Source organism: Bifidobacterium sp. W8112, assembly GCF_016101425.1.
GTDB classification, from domain to species: Bacteria; Actinomycetota; Actinomycetes; order Actinomycetales; family Bifidobacteriaceae; genus Bombiscardovia; species Bombiscardovia apousia.
Map to the genome: position 1 here is coordinate 683,403 of NZ_JACFQN010000001.1, position 18,522 is coordinate 701,924.

The following is an 18,522-nucleotide window of genomic DNA, read 5'->3' on the forward strand; positions in this document are numbered from 1 at the left end:
TGCCGGTATTGCTAATTACGATTCAGTCATCAATACAGCAGACCGTTTTAAGGCAGCTGATCTTCATCGACTTGCAAACCTGTAGCACAGTCGTACATGCCCATATCCAGCAGAATAAATGCGTCGTCATCCGACTTGGCACCATGCTCAGCCAGAGCGGATATCTTTCCAGCCTCTTTGAGCCTGTCCAACTGCCTAGGCCAAACATTGACCGCGTACCGACCCAATCTGCGGAACAGCCCTCGCGTATAACAACGAGGATCAGTCAGTTGAGCACACAGGTTCCTTGCTTCTTTGTTGACAGGTATATAAACAGGAACAGTTGGAGTATCAATCAGCTTGAACTGCTCAGCAATCTGAGCGAACGGCATACGGCATCCTGATATTCCACGTTCATGAGCCTTAAGAATCTGATGCTGATCAAGACTCTCGTCCCCACGCATTCCAAAGAGTCTGGTGAAGTATTCATGAATCGCTTTTGATGATGCCAGGTCAGCATTGTCTTCCCGCACCAATTCGAAAGCCAGCATATTCTGTTTCAAAAATGAAACCTGGCCCTCATCAGTCGAAAAAACATGAACCAATGAGGCATCCGCATCACGTCGACCTTCTCTATTGCAGCGGCCGGCTGTCTGAAGAATCGAATCAAGACCAGTCTGTTCCCTATATGCCTCAGGGAAATCAACATCCACTCCGGCCTCTATCAGAGACGTGGATACGACCCTGCAAGATTCTCCTTGGGCGAGACGTTCCCGTATCTGCTTCAGCAACCGTTCCCTGTCATAGGCACATTGCAGCGTAGTCAGGCAGAAAGTGCCGTCTTCAAAGCCATGCTTTCGCACCGCTCCGGAGATGTACTGCGCTTCCTTACGTGTGTTGACCACGCACAGGACCTGATTATGGCCTTCCACTGCCGCAGCCATCTCATCCATGTCCTTATGACCATCATCGACGATTCGGTTGCGTCGGAATTCCAGGCGTTCCTTTTCGTTCAATGGCGCAATTTCTGGAATTGCCAGAGTTGGACGTCGAAGAGCCTGGGCAAACAGATCCTGCAAGGCCGGCTGTGTGGCTGTGCACAGTACCGCAGTGACGTGATAGTTGGTAACCAGCTCAGCTATGGCCTGTACACATGGTTTCAGTTGGGGCAAGGGCAAGGTCTGGGCCTCATCGAAGATCACAACAGAGTTGGCTATATTATGAATCTTCCGGAGTTTAGAGGCCTTGTTGGCAAACAGGCTTTCGAAAAACTGCACAGCGGTGGTTACGATAACCGGCATGTTCCAGTTCTCGGCTGCAAAACTGCGATGCAGATCGTTTGCTGTAAGCTCGTTCTCCTCCTTTAACTGGAAAGCCGCATCTGCATAGTGTGGCAGAACCGCATCTGGCCCAAGGAGGGCTTCGAATTCCTTTACCGTCTGATCAATGATTGACGTGTACGGGACGACGTAAATAACCCTGTCCATATGATGCGTTTTGGCATGTTCAAGCGCGAAAGTAAGTGAGGAGTCTGTCTTGCCACCGCCTGTAGGAGCGGTCAACGTGTATAGACCTGGTTTCCATTCAGGATCGGCTCCGTGAGTTAGGCAGTCACGCAATATGGCATTGCGCTTTTCATTCAACGACGTACTCGCCTTCGCCGACAGAAAGGATTCAGCCCTACGTTCCATGATTTCAGTAAGCGCCATGATTCTGACCGACTGATGCTCACGCAGCTGCTCAGCCAGCGCTTTGCTGATCCCACGTAATTCCTGTGGAGGCGGCATGATCGATTTGGACAGACGATCAGGACCGAGATCCTGAAGCAGCTGCTCGAGGAATGGCGATTCGTCGCGCTCTACTTTGCCATTTACAAAGAACTCAGCATCCAGCCGGTCCGCATCCACTAGCGCTGATTCGTGCATACGGATACGCATCATGTCCGAGAAATGTGAGCCCAACGAAGCAAGCGGTTTGACTTCGGGAAGGGTAATCTCATCCTTCCAATGCGAGGCATCAGGGTTGGGACGCTTCATTCTGCCGACCAAGGTGCTTGCATTCTCGGTATCAATACGATTGCCAAAATCCGGCAAACCAGCATGATGCCCTGCAATGGCAAACGTGGCTTCTTGAAGATGAAGCTTATACGCTACTTTCATCCCGTATGAAGAGTGATTGACACTACTGCTCATCATAGGCCTCCCTTATCATCCTCTGGAACTCCTCCGAATACTTGCCTATGTCGTGAAGAAGGCCTGTATCCAGACCCATATCAGCCTGATCCTGGTCATACAGATAGCCGGCCAGCCTGCCGGCGAAGGCTGCATCAAGGCATCCCGTCATCACCAGATGCTGCACGCAGACCTCGAAACCATGGTCTTTCGAAGTACGGGCCAGATACTCGTTAACCTCATCGCCTTCGGCCGTCATGCGATCATCTCTTCTCGACTTCGATCACTGTTTAGCGGTTGCGCTGTATTGACCTGAATCCAAGCCGTCAATCGCCATACGCAAACCGGCTTCCCACATATAAACGTAGAATCATCAACCATCGCCTCATCTCCTTCGTATAGGCGATTAACTCATGTACTAAAATAAAAATATACTTATACTTCCAGAAAGTCAACTTCTATTAAGTAGTAGTGATCGAAATATGATATTTCTATGAATCAGATGTTCACGGGGGGGGGGGGGGCTAGCTAATAAAAAGCAAGGGGCTCATCGGATATATCCGATGAGCCCCTTGATGCAGAAATAACTACATAATAGTTTCAACCCACGCCTCAAGGCGACTATCCGTCCATAAATATCAATACTTACAAACACCATAGATGATGGAAAATGGAGCACAGACTGGCTGCAAACATGAGCAAGCAACTAGGTCCGCCCCGTTTGAACCGATCTGTATCACATTACGGATACGCTCTACTCTACTCCCCACAGCACAAGCACTTGATATGTTCATTGACCTTATCCGCTATCTACAAAGTACGACGATGGTTCTACATAGGAGACATCCCTACATTGGATTCAGGAGCGCTGCAAAAGACGGACAGCTTGGAACATCCGCAATCCAGAGCTATCTGCTCGACAGGCTTAGAGGAATTGTTGAGTATGCTTCGAGTTGCATTGATTAGCGCGTCCATAACATAGGCATGAGGCGTATAACAGGTTGCCTTTTTGAATACCCTAATGAAGCTACGCTCACCGAGACCAGTCATAGCGGCTAGCTGATGATTGGCAATATATGTCATCACCATTTGAATGTCATGGCCGCTCCTGTCAATGTCACCCTGCCCCACCGGCGCGTCAACGAGCCAGGTCAGAATATCCGTCACATATTTCGTAAGCATTGTTTCGGATAAATAGGTGCCGGACCGAAATATGTGGTAAATGGTCTTTAGCGGGTGCAATGCCTTTTCGCCCTGCTCCAGGACGAAGATCGTCCCTAGCTTGGCAATTATCTGCTGATAATAAACCGTGCCGCCTGTCCATCGAAGTGCATCCAAAGCATCTCTGTCGGCCCCACAGACTGGTAGCGATGGCATTGGTAGCAATCCAAAAGTTCAAACTAACCACCTTGGGCAACGCTCTTCATAGCATTGGTATGCAGTGTGAGTTCGCCTGATTTCAAATACATGACTTGAAAACTAGGATAGGTGTCGCGCTCGGTGCGATGACCGTTGAGCATATAGTAAGACCTTCTTGGCATTGAGACTGCGAGCAAGGGTCATGAATGCTTGGCATTTACTTGTTCGTGAAGCCAAAGCCCTGCAGCAGAGTGCTCAGAAATCCGGGGATTACCCTATTCAGGATGGCAAAGCCAATGATAACGACCACCACGAAGACGACGATTCCTATTAGCTCATCACGCTGTCGCTGACGGCGTTCAGCCTCACGCGCCGCAGCCATCCTCTTGCGGTAAACCACCGGACACGTCGTCCCTGGACGATGACGATGTACAGGACACTCTGGATCATACTGACACACACCATTAGCATAAGTCTCCTCGCCGGATCCATGCATTGGTACTAGCCCGTAAGTTCCACTTGCTTCGTCCTTGTCTGGCCACACCACACAACCCCAAGATTGGGCGCGATCCAGTCAAAAACATCTTTAGCAGGGTTATACGCTAGCCAAACCAATCGCCCGAAAACGTTTATCTCCTTCAAAGACAAGGATGAAGATGTAAACTCGGTTGCATTTACCGCAGCATTCCCTATGCCTGCCCTCATCGATAAGCCCAGAGGCACCAGCAACGACCCCATATATGCAAGTACGGAAGTCAAAGACAAAGAAGCGAAAGACATACCTGCTGCACTCCCACGCGACGACAGAACGATTCGAAATCACTCTGGTTGTTGGTTTTGAATTATCGTGGCGAACCTACCAGCTATACGTTCTGAAATCTTTAAACTCAGAGTAAGCGAAGAGGATTGGACCAATGACAACGATGTTCCCCTTGATGGAATCACGCCCGCGGATGCAGGGAACGCATGAAGTCCAGTCCGGCGAGCCTGCTACAAATGTGATTATTCACACGTATGCGGGGAATGCGCGTAGTATGCACAAAAAAGTTTGCATCAGTAAGGATTATCTTCGAGGATGCAGGCGTTCTGTCGCAGACCATACAAGGCCTGCACCATGAGGGAAGGGAATCAGTCATGGCATGGAAGGGGAATGCGCAGGGCGCATCGGCGAAGGCCGACCATTGGCATTTCATCGTCGGCCTCGTGGCCGTCCTGGTGGTCGCCGCGGGCCTGTTGCTAGGGGTTTGGGCTTGGTCTTCGCACGTCAAGGCGGAATCCCTGGCCGACTGCCGGTCGCAAGCGGCTTCAGCGGCTCGGAATGTGAAGGCCTACAAGACGGACCGGGCTGCGGCGCAGCGGCGGGCCCGGGCCATACCCCAGGGCGACGTGTCCGACGTCAAGGTCGTGGCCGCCGTGGACAAGGCCGCCAAGCCCTCCGTCCCCGCAGTGCCTTCGTGCAGCGTGGACGACTCGTGGAGTTCGTTGAGAGCCTTGTCACAGCAGGCCGCCCAAGTTGCCGCCAAGGCTGATGCCGCCGACCGCGGCGTCAAAGCGGCCTCGGAGAAGGTGGCCCATGACGAGGCCAGGACAGTCAAGGCGCACCTGGACAAGGCAATCGCTGACGGGGACTCGCTGCTCTCGGGCAGCGACGGCCAGGTGGCGGACAACGCTGTGCGCGACGCCCTGAAGACGGTGCTCGACCAGGCCAAGGCCGTGCAGGCCGACGCCAAGGCAGACACCAACGCGCGGCGCAAGGCCATCCAGGACCTCGCCAACCAGATGCAGGCGGTCAATGACTCGAAGACCGACAAGGCCAATGCCGACCAGGAGGCCGCCGATCAGCAGGCCCAGCAGGCGGCCGTTGCGGCTCCGGCGCCTTCCTCGGGCCACACACGAGGCGGCTCTGCCAGCACTTCGGCCCGTCCCAACGGCTCCAGATATACACGAGGCGGATCAGGAGGCGGCTATACCGCTCCCGCGCCTTCGTCGGGAGGTAGCGGCTCCAGCTACGCTCCCGCCCCTGATCACTACACCCAGGAGCAGATCGACGGGGCCCATCATTATCTGTGCATAATGGAACCTGACATCACCAGCGGATGCTGAGCTTCCCGTTGCATGCAAAAGGGCCGTCTCTTCGGCTTCGGAGGGGCGGTCCTTTGCGTCTTCGGCCCAAACCACGCCTCTGGCCATGCCGCACCTGAATTCCTTTGCAGACGCACAACCGAACGCTGCGCCGGGATCATCTCCACGTAAGTAGGGAACACACCTCAAGAAGAGGCTGTATGTAGAGTCTACACGCGAACCACAGTCAACCCTTAGAGCGACGCATGTAATACATAGAACTGACTGCATTTGTAGCCTTGAACGTCGAATTCGACTTCGACACAGTAAAAGCATCACCCCCACATGCCGAGGACTTCTATTTGGTTGTCGAACACGACAACTAGGAATTAACGCCACATGCGACACATGTCTTAGCCTAATTTCAGACACGCCTGCACAAAAGCACAACCGCAGAAGCCGCCGGCCCGTCATGGCTGAGAGCGATGTGCCAGCACAACTGCACTCGATCGACCTGACCACCGGTTAGAGGCAAGGAATCGTAAAGCTTGGCTTCCACGGAGGACTCTAGATTTACGCTCGGCCGACCTCGGCCGTCGTCCAGGATCTCTACCCCGCTCCAAGGAAAATCATCCAAACCATAGGGCGACGGCTCAGGCCCCAGCGCCTGCGACCAGGCTTTGAGCACCGACTCCTTGCCAGCCCAGCGCACCGCCAAGTGCGCCGCTGTGTCGTCATGCTTGAGCAGGGCGCGCTGCTCGGCCTGCCGCCGCTCCCTTGGCGAGAATAAGCTTGTCATGCGCGTGCCTGGCATAGCCAGCTGTCGGCCGAACTTCTCCAGATCGACCAGATCATGTCCCAACCCCAGCACCTGTCCGAACCCGGCATCATCCATAGGCCCGAGTATGCCTCTCATCGGCCAATGCAGCAAATCACCCAGTCGGAAATTGAGTACTTCGCGCTCCCCAACTGCGTCATTGATAGCTCTATTTCTGTGTGAGCGACCGTAAAAAGGAGAGCAAAGAATAAGGGAGGTTTCGCCGTATCAGCAGCAGGAGTCACAACGCTGGCATGACGCTGTTGGACAGCCCTGTAGCCAATGCCATCCAGAGCCTCCACGTGTACCCTATCGTGTACCCATTGAGCCCTAAATCGCCGATTACTGGGGAAAAATCTCACTCAGTCAGGCTTGATACTGACCGCTCCGAGTGACTGGAAAACCCGCCAAGAATGGCGGAATATCAGCGATTATCGTGGAGCGGGCGACGGGAATCGAACCCGCGTAATCAGTTTGGAAGACTGAGGCTCTACCATTGAGCTACGCCCGCAAAGCCGTTGGCTCGGTACAGAGCATAGCACATGGGCTGGCCGGAACATGCAGTACATCGGTCATCGCCGGGTTGAACCTGGCAATAAACGTACGTATACATCACTGGGGAGAACCCCCCTAGGCGCCATGGAAACCGGCGCTGATTACCCCTCCTCTTCGAATAATCGGAAGATCCGTACAGAAATTCTGATCCCTCGACAGGTGGACTAGTCTCAGGCGGTTCATCCACCTTGAATAAGAGATCGCGCCGTCGCCGGTATAGCTTCTTTGAGTATCCATGGATCAATCCCGTGGATCTAAAAAACCTTGCACATACCAGCGACTGCCCGATTACTGCGGGATCATCCATGCTCACGCGGTAACCACTCTTTATCGAATGATGTGCATGGGAAGAATAAACGTTCTGCACGGAACTTGGCTGACAGATTTCCACAAGATTATTCATTCTTGCAGAGCAAGGGGAATCAGACTGGTAACGTGCTGCCATCCGATGTTAGAGAATGAAAATCAGAGATAATTGACATTGGCATCGACAAATTCTCCACACACAACAACTTTATCTTTCGAGAATGGGAGTTCCACTATGCCCGAGCATCGATTGCAAAAGTTGAAATCATGTTGGCGATAACAGTATGAGCATCAACTCTTCTGATAGCATTTACAGCAACATCAGTAGATATTTATTACGCGGTTCTCAAAAACGAGAACGGCGGGAAACAAGTAGCTGATCACAGTTCAGAAGGGAACTATAGCCGAATATAATTGACAAGAAGTTAGCCAGGTTCTTCTGCTTTGACTAACGAATAGATGAAACTTGTTTGCAGATAAGGTCAAATGCTAGCTTGCTGATGCGGAGCTACCACCATAACCTATGCCACGACTTGTTCTGCTTTAGCGTCGACGATTTGACACTACCTATTTTGACAGCCTTGCATCTTGCAGCTCCTTCTTAAGAAAGGGAATGAAATGATGTCGATGATTCAACATTGTCTGTCAGCATGTTCGGATGACCTCAAAAACAATTGGGGCAAGCCGGATTACATGAAGCGACTCGCTGGGGCTACGATATTCGGATTTTGCGGTGTCGCTTTCGGTGTCGCAATGTTCCTTGTATTTCCTTAGACATGAACGATAACTTGCTGCAATATGACTATGCACGCGAGCGCAGTGAGCACCGATGAGTGCGGTTCCTAAGCGGAAACGCTCGGTCAGTACGAGTTACCCTTATTCACTGGCTGCCGCTTCCTATGAGGGGCGCCTATCCGTGTGGCGTCAATAATTAGTGAGAGCTGGGCGACGACATCGTGCACACGCGGGGTTTGCCTGCCTTTGTTCCGAATAATAAAGCGGTACTCCTTACAAATCACTTCATGCAGCATAGGTGCCTTCCATTCCCAGGGCCTTGCTCCAGACATAAGGACTCATGTCCAGAAAACAAATCCGAATAGACCACCGGAGACAGGCAACTCCCCCAACGCAGTCAATCGCTTCACCGCCGCAATTCCTTTTTCCTGCAAGCGGTGTGCCCGCTGAGGTGATCCTTGGCAGAAACAGAAAACCTGACTGAAACAAAACGGCGATGGCATCTGGACTGTCACCCCCAACCCCCGCATACAACCAATTATGGCGACAGTGGCCATCCGCTAAACGTTCAATTCGATCGACCGATCCGGCGACATCAACAACCAGCGACTCTCCCTGTCTGCAGGCGTCCAGCCCACAGCTGAAGGGGAAAATATCGGCGTGGCTATGATAGTCGGGCTTCTTGCCATGAGTATTATGGCAGCAAACCTCAGCAGTAGGAATTCCATTACAGCGATCACTAGCACTAAAACTTCGCACGAGTAAGAGGCCGGACACTCCCCCAAGACGAGTTCGGCCATTTGGGTGGCCCAGCAATAATCCCAAGTAAAATCTGGGTCACCCATCTACTTTTTATACCTTTTTGTGAAAAGGCTCCAATCGCAGCCTGGCAATAGCACACCGGCGGTTGAGCAACATGCGGGCAATATTCGGACAAAATCCCTTATGCGCAGCCATTACAACAGCTCCAATGACCAAGAAGTTCCTACGACCAGATAGCTCGCATACCTGCAAGGGAGCCCTTGTGCATATGGCATGAAGACAAGGGACAGCCGCACCCAATGGCGAGACAATAAGGGAGGCAAGCCGTCTGGCCCACCTCCCCGATCATCGCAATGACTGTTCCCTCACCGGACTCCCGCCTATTGCTTCAGACGGAAGTCCAGCCGGTTCACACTGCTCTCATCCCCGGTCGTAGTAGCCGTCGGCACCCAGGCGAGCCTGGGGATCCAGCAGCATGGCCTTCTCGACCTCATGGCCCACGTACCCGTGGCCATCCTCATGGAAGCGGCGGTTGTCGATGGGCTCATAGAGCGGGGCCCGACCCATGCGGCCCTCCTCCAGATGGCGCTGACCAGCGGCCAGACGGTCGTTGGCCCGGCGACGCCACTCATCAAGGGCCTCCTGGCCGGAGGTCTGGAGCACGGCTGCCTCAAAGGCTCCGGGGCTGACGATGACCCCGATGCCGGAGACATGGCCGAAGCCCAGGGAGGTGACCAGCCCAGCCTTGATCCTGCCCACCTTCAGAGGCTGCTCCAGCCAGACCAGATGGTCGTCACGCCTCAGGACCGGATCCACGCAGTCCAGGGAGGCATTGGCCGGGATGACCCCGGACCGGAAGAGCTGGGTGAGCCCGTTGATCTGGAAGATGCAGGCGCCGCCCTTGGCATGGCCGGTCAGGCTCTTCTGGGAGATGACGTAGAGCGGGTTGCCGTCCGTCCGCCCGATGGCGTGAGCCAGGGTGTTGTGCAACTCGGACTCGTTGGGGTCGTTGGCGTTGGTGGAGGTGTCATGCTTGGAGACCACGGCGATGTCGTCGGGGCTCACGCCCAGCTTGGCCAGCGAGCGCACCAGGTCCGAGTCCCTGCCACCCATGCCGGCGGCCAAAGCCCCCAGCCCGGGTGCGGGGATGGAGGTGTGGGCGCCGTCCGCGAAGGAGTGGATGTACCCGACCACGCCAGCCACAGGCAGGCCCATACGCAGGGCGATGTCGCCTCGGGTCAGCAGGATGGTCCCGCCGCCCTGGGACTCCAGGAAGCCCCCGCGCCGACGATCGTTGGCCCTGGAGAAGAACCGGGGCTGGATGCCCTTGGCGTACATCTCGGCGGAGTCGGCGGTGGCGTTCATGTTGCCGAAGCCGATGACCGACTCCACGCCGATGTCGTCGATGGCGCCCGTGACCACGAAGTCCGCCTTGCCCAGGGCGATCTTGTCGGCGCCCTCCTCGAGGGAAACCGCAGCCGTGGCGCAGGCCGAGACCGGCTGGACCATGTTGCCGTATCCGCCGATATAGGACTGCATGACGTGCGCGGCCACCACGTTGGGCAGGGCCTCCTGGAGGATGTCCGTGGGGATCTCCTTGCCCAGGAAGCGGTCCAGGTAGAGCTTGCGCATGGAGGCCATGCCGCCGAAGCCGGTCCCCTGGGTGGAGGCCACCTTGGAGGGGTGCACGGCCTGGAGGATCTCCACCGGGGTGAATCCGGCCGAAAGGTAGGCATCCACGGTGGTCACGATGTTCCAGAGGGCGATCTGATCCACGTCCCCGACCATGGAGGCGGGGATGCCCCACTTGACCGGGTCGAAGCCCTGGGGGAACTGGCCGCCAACGGTCCTGGACATGGTGGCCCGGCGCGGCACGCGGATGCGGGAACCGGGCAGGCGGGTGACGGTCCACTCGCCGGACTGCTCGTCGCGGGCGATGCTGGTGTGGTCAGGATCCTGGGCCACGTACTCTTCGGCCATGTCCTTGGTGGGCACCGAGAAGGCCACGTCGTGATCCAGGAAGACATCCACCTCCTCTTCATTGGTGCCCTGGCGGTAATCGGAGCCCATGCCGTCGTCGAAGGGACGGATGCCGGAGCGGGCCACCACCTGGTCGTGGTAGCGCTCGGCGATGTCCTGCTCGGGCACCAGCTCGCCATCAGTGTCGTACCAGCCCGGCTTGGGGCTGTCCTGCCATTCGACCAGACCCATGTTCCAGGCCAGTTCGAGGACGGCTGCGGCGCTCAGGTCGACCTGGCCATCCGAGTGGATGCCCATCTCGGCCTCGAAGCGGGTGCGGCCGGAGCCCCAGGGACCCATCTCGCCGATGGAGACGATGACGATCTGATCCTCGGGCCGAGCGGTCACGCCCTGCCAGTCCTGCAGATCCACCGGGGCCTGGGCAGGCACACGAGGTGTGGGCAGGGCCTTGATGACCCGGTCCGGGTCCTTGTCGGCATCTGCGGATGCATCCCCGGACTTTCCGGCTGGAGTCGGTGTCGACGGATCGTCGTCCTGGGCAGCCTCGGCCTTCAGGGCCTTGAGGTCAAGCGGGCTGGAGCCCAGGCCGCCGGTCAGGTCGGCCTGGAGCGGGGCCTGGAGAGCCTGGTGGCGGGCCTCTACAGTGCAGAGCTCCAGCAGGGAATCAGCCATCTGCCCGGTGGAGTAGGTGTGGATGCCGTGGCGCTCTACCACCCGGACCAGCGGATCATTGCCGCCCATGAGCCCGGTGCCCCGGACCCAGCCGATCAGCGGATGGGCGAAGGTGACCCGGCCCGACCAGTCCTGCTCGGGGCGGGACCGGTTGACGATGGCATCCAGGGCGGCCTTGACCTCCCCGTAGGCTCCGTCCCCGCCGAACATGCCGCGGTTGGGCGAGCCAGGCAGGACCACATGCAGACGGTGGTCGACATCGGTGTCCGCCCCGATGCCGGCAAACCCGGCGATCTGGCGTTCCAGGCTCCAGAGCATGAGCCGGGCCTGGGACTCGAAGAGCCGGCCCGAGTCGGCCATGGTCCCGTGCATGGCAGGGGCTGCGAAGGGCAGCAAAAGGGTGGGCTCGTAGGCGGGCTTGAGCACGGTGGTCGTGGCTCCCGTGGTCTTGCGCTGCTCGTTGCCGACCCAGTCGACCAGGGCATCAACATCCCGGTAGCTGGACAGGTTGGCGGGCACGATCCAGAGACGGGCACCGCTCACGGCATGGCGACGGTAGAGGTCGCGGGCCCAGATGACGGTCTGGGGCTTCAGGGAGTGGCAGACGGCGATGACCGTTGCCCCGCCCTCCAGGAGGCCGGCAGTCAGCGATCCCGCGATGGACTTGGGAGCCACGCCGGTGACCACGGCTACGTCCTTGGCGAACCGTGCGGTGGTCTGGTCCGAGTCGGCTGGGGTCATGGCCTGGTCGGCGATGCCGCTGAAGACCCGGGCCAGATCCTGCTCGCCACGGTTGCGCGCCTGTTCGGCGTACCAGACGGCCTGATCGTGGACCTCGCGTCCGGCTCCTACGAAGCTCAGGCCGCTGCGGTCGTCATCATGCTCGTGGTAGATGTGAGCCAGATCCTCGCGGGCGCTGGCCCAGCGGTCGTCGAAGAGGACGGCGCGCGAGGCCTCGAACCGTGGCGCCACCTGCTCGGGCCAGTCGCTGCCCAGCTCGGCATCGACGGCGGCCACGACGGCAGCGTCCTCATTCTCGCCAGGCTGGACGGTCGGAGGCTTAAGCCCCAGCTTGTCCAGGAGGAATCGTGCAGTAGAGGCCAACACACCCTCAGAGCCAGTCACCTGAGCAGCGAAGGCATCAAGGGCAGCGGAGTCGACCACAGCACCGCCAGCAGCACCGCCTGCAGAGGGCATAGAGACCGTGACGCCGTGACGCTGGGCCACCTGCTGAACGGCCTGATCGATCAGTGCATTGGCCGCAGGCACAGTGGAGACAGCCTCGGTGGGCAGGAGCGCCAGGTCGCCGCCACGCGAGGAGGCGCCCTGGCGGGTGTCCAGGACCAGGCTGGCCACGGTGGCCGAGACCCAGCCGGCACCCAGCTGCCAGACATCGGAGACCCGCTGCTCCACCTGCTGCAGCTTGAGGCCGGAGGGGCCGAAGAGGTCGCGGATGCGCTCACGCACGATGTCGGAGAGCACCGGGCCGAAGGGCCGATAATTGGGGGCCACCTTGTTCACCAGGGCGCTCAGATCGGTCATGCTGGCCTCGGCGGCGCCGTCCACGCTGGCCACGCCCAGCTCGGAGCTGATGTCCATCAGCAGCTGGTTGCGCCTGGAGGAGACGCCGTTGGTCAGGGTGTCGGTGGTGTCGGTCTGCCCGATCTGCTCGGGGCGGATCTTGGTGGAGTAGGCCAGCAGGACAGCGATGGCATCCGAGGCCTTGAAGGGCAGGTCGGCCACATCGGCACCCGATGGGCCGCCGGTCGCCGGGGCCGGAGCGGGGGCCGAGTCCTCGGCTGCTGCAGGGGCAGGCGCGGGCGCAGCAGCCTGAGCAGGTTCAGGGTTGGATTCCTTGACCGGAGCTGCGGGCTCTTCCTGAACCGGGGCCATGGGATCAGTGTCGGTCAGATAGACCCGGCTCTCGTCCCTGCCCAGGTTGTAGACGCTCACGTGACGCTCGCGGAAGTCTGGCAGCTTCAGGGTCTTGGCGCCCAGGTTGGCCAGAGTGGGCGAGTGGCCCAGCCCTACCTCGATCAGCTGCTCCACGCCCAGGCCGCCCTGCTCGGGGGCGTCGAACATGATCGCCTGGGTCTCGATCCAGCGCACAGGAGAGGCGAACTGCCAGGAGAGCAGCTCGGTCAGCAGCAGACGGCCCAGCTTCTGGTCGTCGGCCGCATACCGGTCCCAGACCCGAGGATCGTCCAGAGCCTGCTTGATGCGTTCGGAAGGAACCACCTCCAGGATGGAGGCCGCGAACTCCTTGGTCATCTGGAAGGGCCGTGCAACCAGGTTGGGTATGTAGCGACCCTCCAGGCGGGAGTAGTCGATGTGCTCGGGCAGCAGGGCATCCAGGGTGTCGCGGAACTCGGGCACACCCTTGCGCAGCAGTGTGGAGTGGAAGGGCACGTCGATGCCGGGCACGTACATGAAGGCCGGCTTGCCACCCGCCTCCTTGGCCCGGCGGTTGGCGTCGGCACGCAGGTACTCCAGACCGGAGATGGTTCCGGCTATGGCGTACTGCTGGCCGGCCAGGTTGTAGTTGACGATCTCCAGGAATTCGCCGCACTCCTTGGATACGGACTCCACATACTGCTTGACCCCGGAGTCGCCCACGCCGAACTGGTTGGGACGCAGGGCGCCCATCTGGTAGTTGCTGCGCCCCTGCTCGTCGCGTTCGATCAGGGAGTGCATGGTGGAACCGCGGTGGAAGACCAGCTCCAGAACCGTCTCCAGGGACATGACCCCGGCGAAGGAGCTCAGGGCGTTGTACTCGCCCAGGGAGTGGCCGGCGAAGTAGGCGGGCCAGATGTCCATGCCGGACTCGCGCAGGCGAGCGGTCTGGGCGAAGGCCACGGTGGCCAGGGCCACCTGGGTGAACTGGGTCAGGTTGAGCAGACCCTCCGGATGGTGGTAGGTGACCCCCTTGGCCGTCAGGGTGTGCGGGTTGTCACGCACCACAGCCAGGATGGAGAACCCCAGCTTGCTGCGGGTCAGGGCATCGGCCCGTTCCCAGGTCTCACGGGCGGCCGGGGACTTGGCCCGCTCGTCCAGGACCATGCCCTGCTGCTGGATTCCCTGGCCAGGATAGACGTAGGCGGTTCTTGGGGCACGAGCAATCGCCGTGCCGCGGGAGACCAGCTGGCCGTCGATCCTGCAGGTGACCTCCAGGACCAGGCCGCTATGGCGGACCTTGCCCACGCGCTCCAGGCTGATCTCCACCTTGTCGCCCAGCTGAACCATGCCGTACATGTTGTAGGTCCATCCGGCGATCTCGTAGTGGACGCCCTGCTCGTCGGTGGCCTGGGCCGCGTATTGGGCGGTGGCCGACAGCCACATGCCGTGCACCAGCGGCGCAGACAGGCCCGAGACCGCGGCACCTCGCTTAGAAGTGTGGATGGGGTTGAAGTCCCCGGAGGTGCGGGCGAAGGCGGTCATGTCCTTGGGGGCGGTGACGGTGACGCGGCGCAGCAGCCTGCGGGGTGTGTCCACCGTGTCGGCGCTGATGCCGCCGTACTCGGGAGCCTCCTGGGGCAGCTGGTCGCTGTAGGCGCGGCCACGGATGGCGAAACGCTCGACCTCGCGGGCCAGCACAGTCCCGTCCTGGGCAGCGTGGACCACATGGATGGTCACCACCCGGCCGGAGGAAGATTCCTGGTAGGGCTCGGCCCAGCTGGTCAGCTCGATCCGCTGGCCGGTATGCTCCAGCAGGCGCTTCTCGCTGACCTCCAGCTCGATCAGATGGTCCAGGTGGACGGCGTTGAGCAGGCCCTCGATGATGGGGAAGCCATCCACATAGACGGATCCCAGAGCTGCATAGATGGCCGGCCAGGCCGGGCCCACCAGCGCGTCGGGGGCGAAGCCGGAGGGGATCAGCGCATCGGGCAGGGCGCCCCCGGTGGCCGCCTCATGGTCGAAGCCCAAGTTGGCTGCCAGAGTGTAGCCGCTGTGGGCCAGGCCGAAGGGGTGCTCGGGGTCATCGTCCTTCTCGATGGCAGGCATGGCCGCCAGCTTGTCGCCGGTGATGGTGGTGTTGCCGATGCCGGCAGTGTCGGCCAGCAAGGCGTAGACGTCCTTGGGCAGGCGGGTGCGGTCGACTACCGGGAAGAGGCCGACCTGGTCGCTCTTGATGGTCAGCGGCACGACGATGTGGCGCACCGCATGCCGGTCCAGGCCGCCGTCGGGGTCGTCGTCCCAGTAGGTGTCCAGATGGATGTCCAGGTCGTAGTGCTCGCCCAGGTCGTCCTGGCCGGTGGCGGTGATGGTGTAGTTGGGGTCGTCCATGGCCGTCCCGTAGGCCGGATTGGCCATCAGATGGCCCACCCAGGAGATGTTTGGGCTGCGGCGGATGAACTCCTGCGCATCAGCAGCGCCTGCCAGCTGGCTGTAGGCCTTGGCGGGACCGCTGCCCAGGTCGCGCACCCGGCCTATGGCCGCCTGCTCGAACCGTCCCAGAATGGAGGCTACCGGCTCGTCCACCGTGGTGATGCCTGCCACGGAGATGGGTCCGGGGATGGCCCTGACCGAGTCGGCGCCGTAGCGGGGGTCCTCGGACTGCCAGAGCTGGTCCTGACCCCACCAGCGCAGCAGATCGTTGTCGATGACCGGCACGAAGGGCATGGGCTTGGGGTACTCGCGCACCAGAACAGGGAACCAGGCCACATCGGTGGGCACCACCTTGAGCTCGGCTGCCTGGGGGTAGGCCTCATGCAGCCGGCGAAGCGCCTGCTCCGGCTCGGCCACATCCTGCCTGGAGGCGAAGATGGAGTCGAACTCGCCGCTCTGACGCTCGCAGACACGGGCCTCGATGCGCCGCAGCAGGTGCAGGAAACGGTCGATGTAGGTGTCGTCTGCCCAGGGGTAGGCCAGGTCGGCGAAACGCTGGGCCCAGTCCTGGTAGGTCATGGTCTCCAGATCGCCGAAGTAGGGCTTGGCGGTCTTGTTCAGGGCCTCGATGATCTCCCCGCGGCGGGTCTCCAGCTCCTCCGGATGCTTCATGACCCGGACCAGCAGGCGGCCGCACTCGGCGGAGGAGTTCTCCATCTCGTAGATGTCGGCGTGCAGGTGGCTCAGGCCGGAGCCCACGCCCCCCACGGACTTGCCGCTGGGCACCCACTTCTCGCCCATGGGAGCGAAGGGATCCGGATCAGGGGTGGAGCTGTCGATGCCGGGGGTGGCCACCAGAGCCCGCTTGATCTCGGGATTGGTGTGGGCCTCCTTGGCGGTCATGGCCGCTGTGCCGATCATGACGCCGTCCACGGGCATGTCCGGCAGGTGGTAGGCGCGGGACCACTGGCCGCTGATGTAGTCGGCCGCCCGCTCAGGGGTGCCGATGCCGCCGCCGGCCACCAGAACGATGTTGGGGCAGGCGCGGACCTCGGCGTATGTGGTCGAGAGCAGGTCGTCCAGGGACTCCCAGGAGTGGTGACCGCCAGCGGCTCCGCCTTCTACCTCCATGAGAATATGGGTGGGGGCGACCTTGCGGGCGATGGCCACGACCTGGCGGATCTGATCCACCGTGCCGGGCTTGAAGGCCACGTAGGGGAAGCCCTCTTCGTTGAGCTGATGGATCAGGGTCACGGCCTCGTCCAGCTCAGGGATGCCGGCAGAGATGACCACCCCGTCGATGGGGGTGCCGGAGGCGCGCTTCTTGGGCACGATGTGCTGACTGCCGAACTGCAGATTCCACAGGTAGCGGTCCATGAACATGGCGTTGAACTCGACCGTGCGGCCCTCCTGCAGCTGGTCCTCCAGCTGGGACACATGGCGGTCGAAGACCTCGGCGGTCACCTGGCCGCCGCCGGCCAGCTCGGCCCAGTAGCCGGCATTGGCGGCCGCAGCGACGATCTCGGGCTCCACGGTGGTCGGGGTCATGCCGGCCAGCATGACCGGGGGCTTGCCGGTCAACCGGCTGAAGGCCGTCTCCACCCGGGGACCGGCAGGGGTCTCCAGCAGACGGGGGGCCAGCTTGGACCAGTCCTGGGTCCTGGCCGGATCCTCCTCCATGGTGGACAGCTGCGCGCGCCGGGCCTGGTTGGAGGCCTCGACCACGCCTACTCCGGTGCCTTGGACCAGGTTGTCCACCAGCTTGCCCAGGGTCTCGCCCGGGCCCAGATCCACCAGCCAGAGGGAGGCGGCATCCTGCTGGTCCATGACCTCGGCGATCCGGCCGGCCCAGTCGGCATGGTTGAGCAGGACCTCTTCGGCAAGGACCCGGGCACGCTCGGTGTCCAGACCGCAGCGGGAGGCCCAGTCCACGCTCAGATCCACAGCCTCCTTCATGAGCGGCGAGTGGAAGGGCAAGGTCACATCCAGGTACTCCAGAACCGGCGAGAAGGCGGTTCCGCCACGGACCTTGTCCTCGCGCAGTTGGCGCTGGTGCTCGCTCTCCTTGCCTGCCTCGATGGCGAAGGCGGCCAGATCCTCCGGATAGCCGGACAGAACCAGGTTGCGATCCGAGTTGGTCACGGCCACGCTGATGGGGCCGCGAGCGCCAGGCACCCGGTCGACCAGGACCTCCACCTGATGGCGGGTGGCGCCGCGCACCGAAAGCATAGGGGTGGCCTCACCCTGGCGATGGATGCCCAGACGACGGGCCTGACGGGTGCCGGCCGCGCCGATCAGCATGGCGGTGGCCAGGATCTGGTCGATGGCGCCCTGGGCAGCCTTGAGGGATCCAGCAGCTTGGATCTCCTGGACCATGTGGACGCCGATAATGCCCTGGGAGTGCCCCAGCAGGGCCACCGGGCGGGCCTGGGCTGCGTCGTAGCCCAGCTGGTCCATGTCCATAAGGGCGCCCAGCTGCACCAGGGCGATGCCGGGCACGCTGACAGCCGCGTCGGCAGCCGGCCCCAGCCTGACCGGGTCGGGCTTGTAGCCGAACAGGTCCAGCTGACGGCCGTTGGTGGCCAGCAGGTCGGGCTTGACCGCCCTGAGCAGGTCGGTGGCCGCAGCCATCCGCTCCCTCAGGGCCTTGTCGATGTCGGGATCGCCCTGCAGATCGGCCAGAGCCACGGTCCAGGGGTTGGACTGGCCGGCGAACATGAGCGCGTGCGGTTGCTCGGCGAGACGGTTGATGAAGAATGTACTGGTCATGATGTCCTATTCATAGAGAGTTTGGGATTG

The 18,522-nt window shown here is 60.3% G+C and carries 5 protein-coding genes, 1 tRNA gene and 2 pseudogenes; 1 reads left to right on the top strand and 7 read right to left on the bottom strand.

The features are described 5' to 3' along the window. Positions 1–47 precede the first annotated feature (47 nt). The 3 genes from cas3 to H3T92_RS02875 form a co-directional block, all read right to left on the bottom strand. Complete coding sequence (cas3, locus tag H3T92_RS02865) at positions 48–2,174, bottom strand: CRISPR-associated helicase Cas3' (RefSeq protein WP_198189370.1); 2,127 nt, start codon at positions 2,172–2,174, stop codon at positions 48–50. Beyond that, positions 2,161–2,409: a hypothetical protein gene (locus H3T92_RS02870; protein ID WP_198189371.1), complete on the bottom strand. Its 249-nt coding sequence runs from the start codon at positions 2,407–2,409 to the stop codon at positions 2,161–2,163. Before H3T92_RS02870 ends, cas3 begins: the two co-directional genes overlap by 14 nt. A gap of 572 nt (positions 2,410–2,981) precedes the next feature. After that, on the bottom strand, positions 2,982–3,527 hold the full coding sequence (locus tag H3T92_RS02875; protein ID WP_198189372.1) for a helix-turn-helix domain-containing protein: 546 nt from the start codon (positions 3,525–3,527) through the stop codon (positions 2,982–2,984). 1,116 nt (positions 3,528–4,643) lie between these two features. Here H3T92_RS02875 and H3T92_RS02880 point away from each other — a divergent pair. After that, positions 4,644–5,612, top strand: a complete 969-nt coding sequence (locus tag H3T92_RS02880; RefSeq protein ID WP_198189373.1) for a hypothetical protein — start codon at positions 4,644–4,646, stop codon at positions 5,610–5,612. 382 nt (positions 5,613–5,994) lie between these two features. Here the strand turns inward: H3T92_RS02880 and H3T92_RS02885 are convergent, their stop codons facing one another. The 4 genes and pseudogenes from H3T92_RS02885 to H3T92_RS02895 form a co-directional block, all read right to left on the bottom strand. After that, positions 5,995–6,486 (bottom strand): holo-ACP synthase, encoded by a 492-nt coding sequence (locus H3T92_RS02885; RefSeq protein WP_232341839.1) that lies wholly within the window; start codon positions 6,484–6,486, stop codon positions 5,995–5,997. 338 nt (positions 6,487–6,824) lie between these two features. Further along, positions 6,825–6,898, bottom strand: a tRNA-Gly gene (locus tag H3T92_RS02890). Between the two features lie 2,267 nt (positions 6,899–9,165). Further along, positions 9,166–11,181: pseudogene (locus H3T92_RS08350) on the bottom strand (beta-ketoacyl synthase N-terminal-like domain-containing protein); the annotation flags it as partial. A 74-nt stretch (positions 11,182–11,255) separates the two neighbouring features. Next, a pseudogene (locus H3T92_RS02895) lies at positions 11,256–18,492 on the bottom strand (fatty acid synthase subunit beta domain-containing protein); the annotation flags it as partial. Between the last annotated feature and the right edge of the window lie 30 nt (positions 18,493–18,522).

What these genes read in the sequence shown, in the direction of transcription:
- H3T92_RS02880 (WP_198189373.1), top strand. Translation starts at nt 4,644, where the DNA reads ATGGCATGGAAGGGGAATGCGCAGGGCGCATCGGCGAAGGCCGACCAT.
- H3T92_RS02875 (WP_198189372.1), bottom strand. Translation starts at nt 3,527, where the DNA reads ATGCCATCGCTACCAGTCTGTGGGGCCGACAGAGATGCTTTGGATGCA.
- H3T92_RS02885 (WP_232341839.1), bottom strand. Translation starts at nt 6,486, where the DNA reads ATGAGAGGCATACTCGGGCCTATGGATGATGCCGGGTTCGGACAGGTG.
- cas3 (WP_198189370.1), bottom strand. Translation starts at nt 2,174, where the DNA reads ATGATGAGCAGTAGTGTCAATCACTCTTCATACGGGATGAAAGTAGCG.
- H3T92_RS02870 (WP_198189371.1), bottom strand. Translation starts at nt 2,409, where the DNA reads ATGACGGCCGAAGGCGATGAGGTTAACGAGTATCTGGCCCGTACTTCG.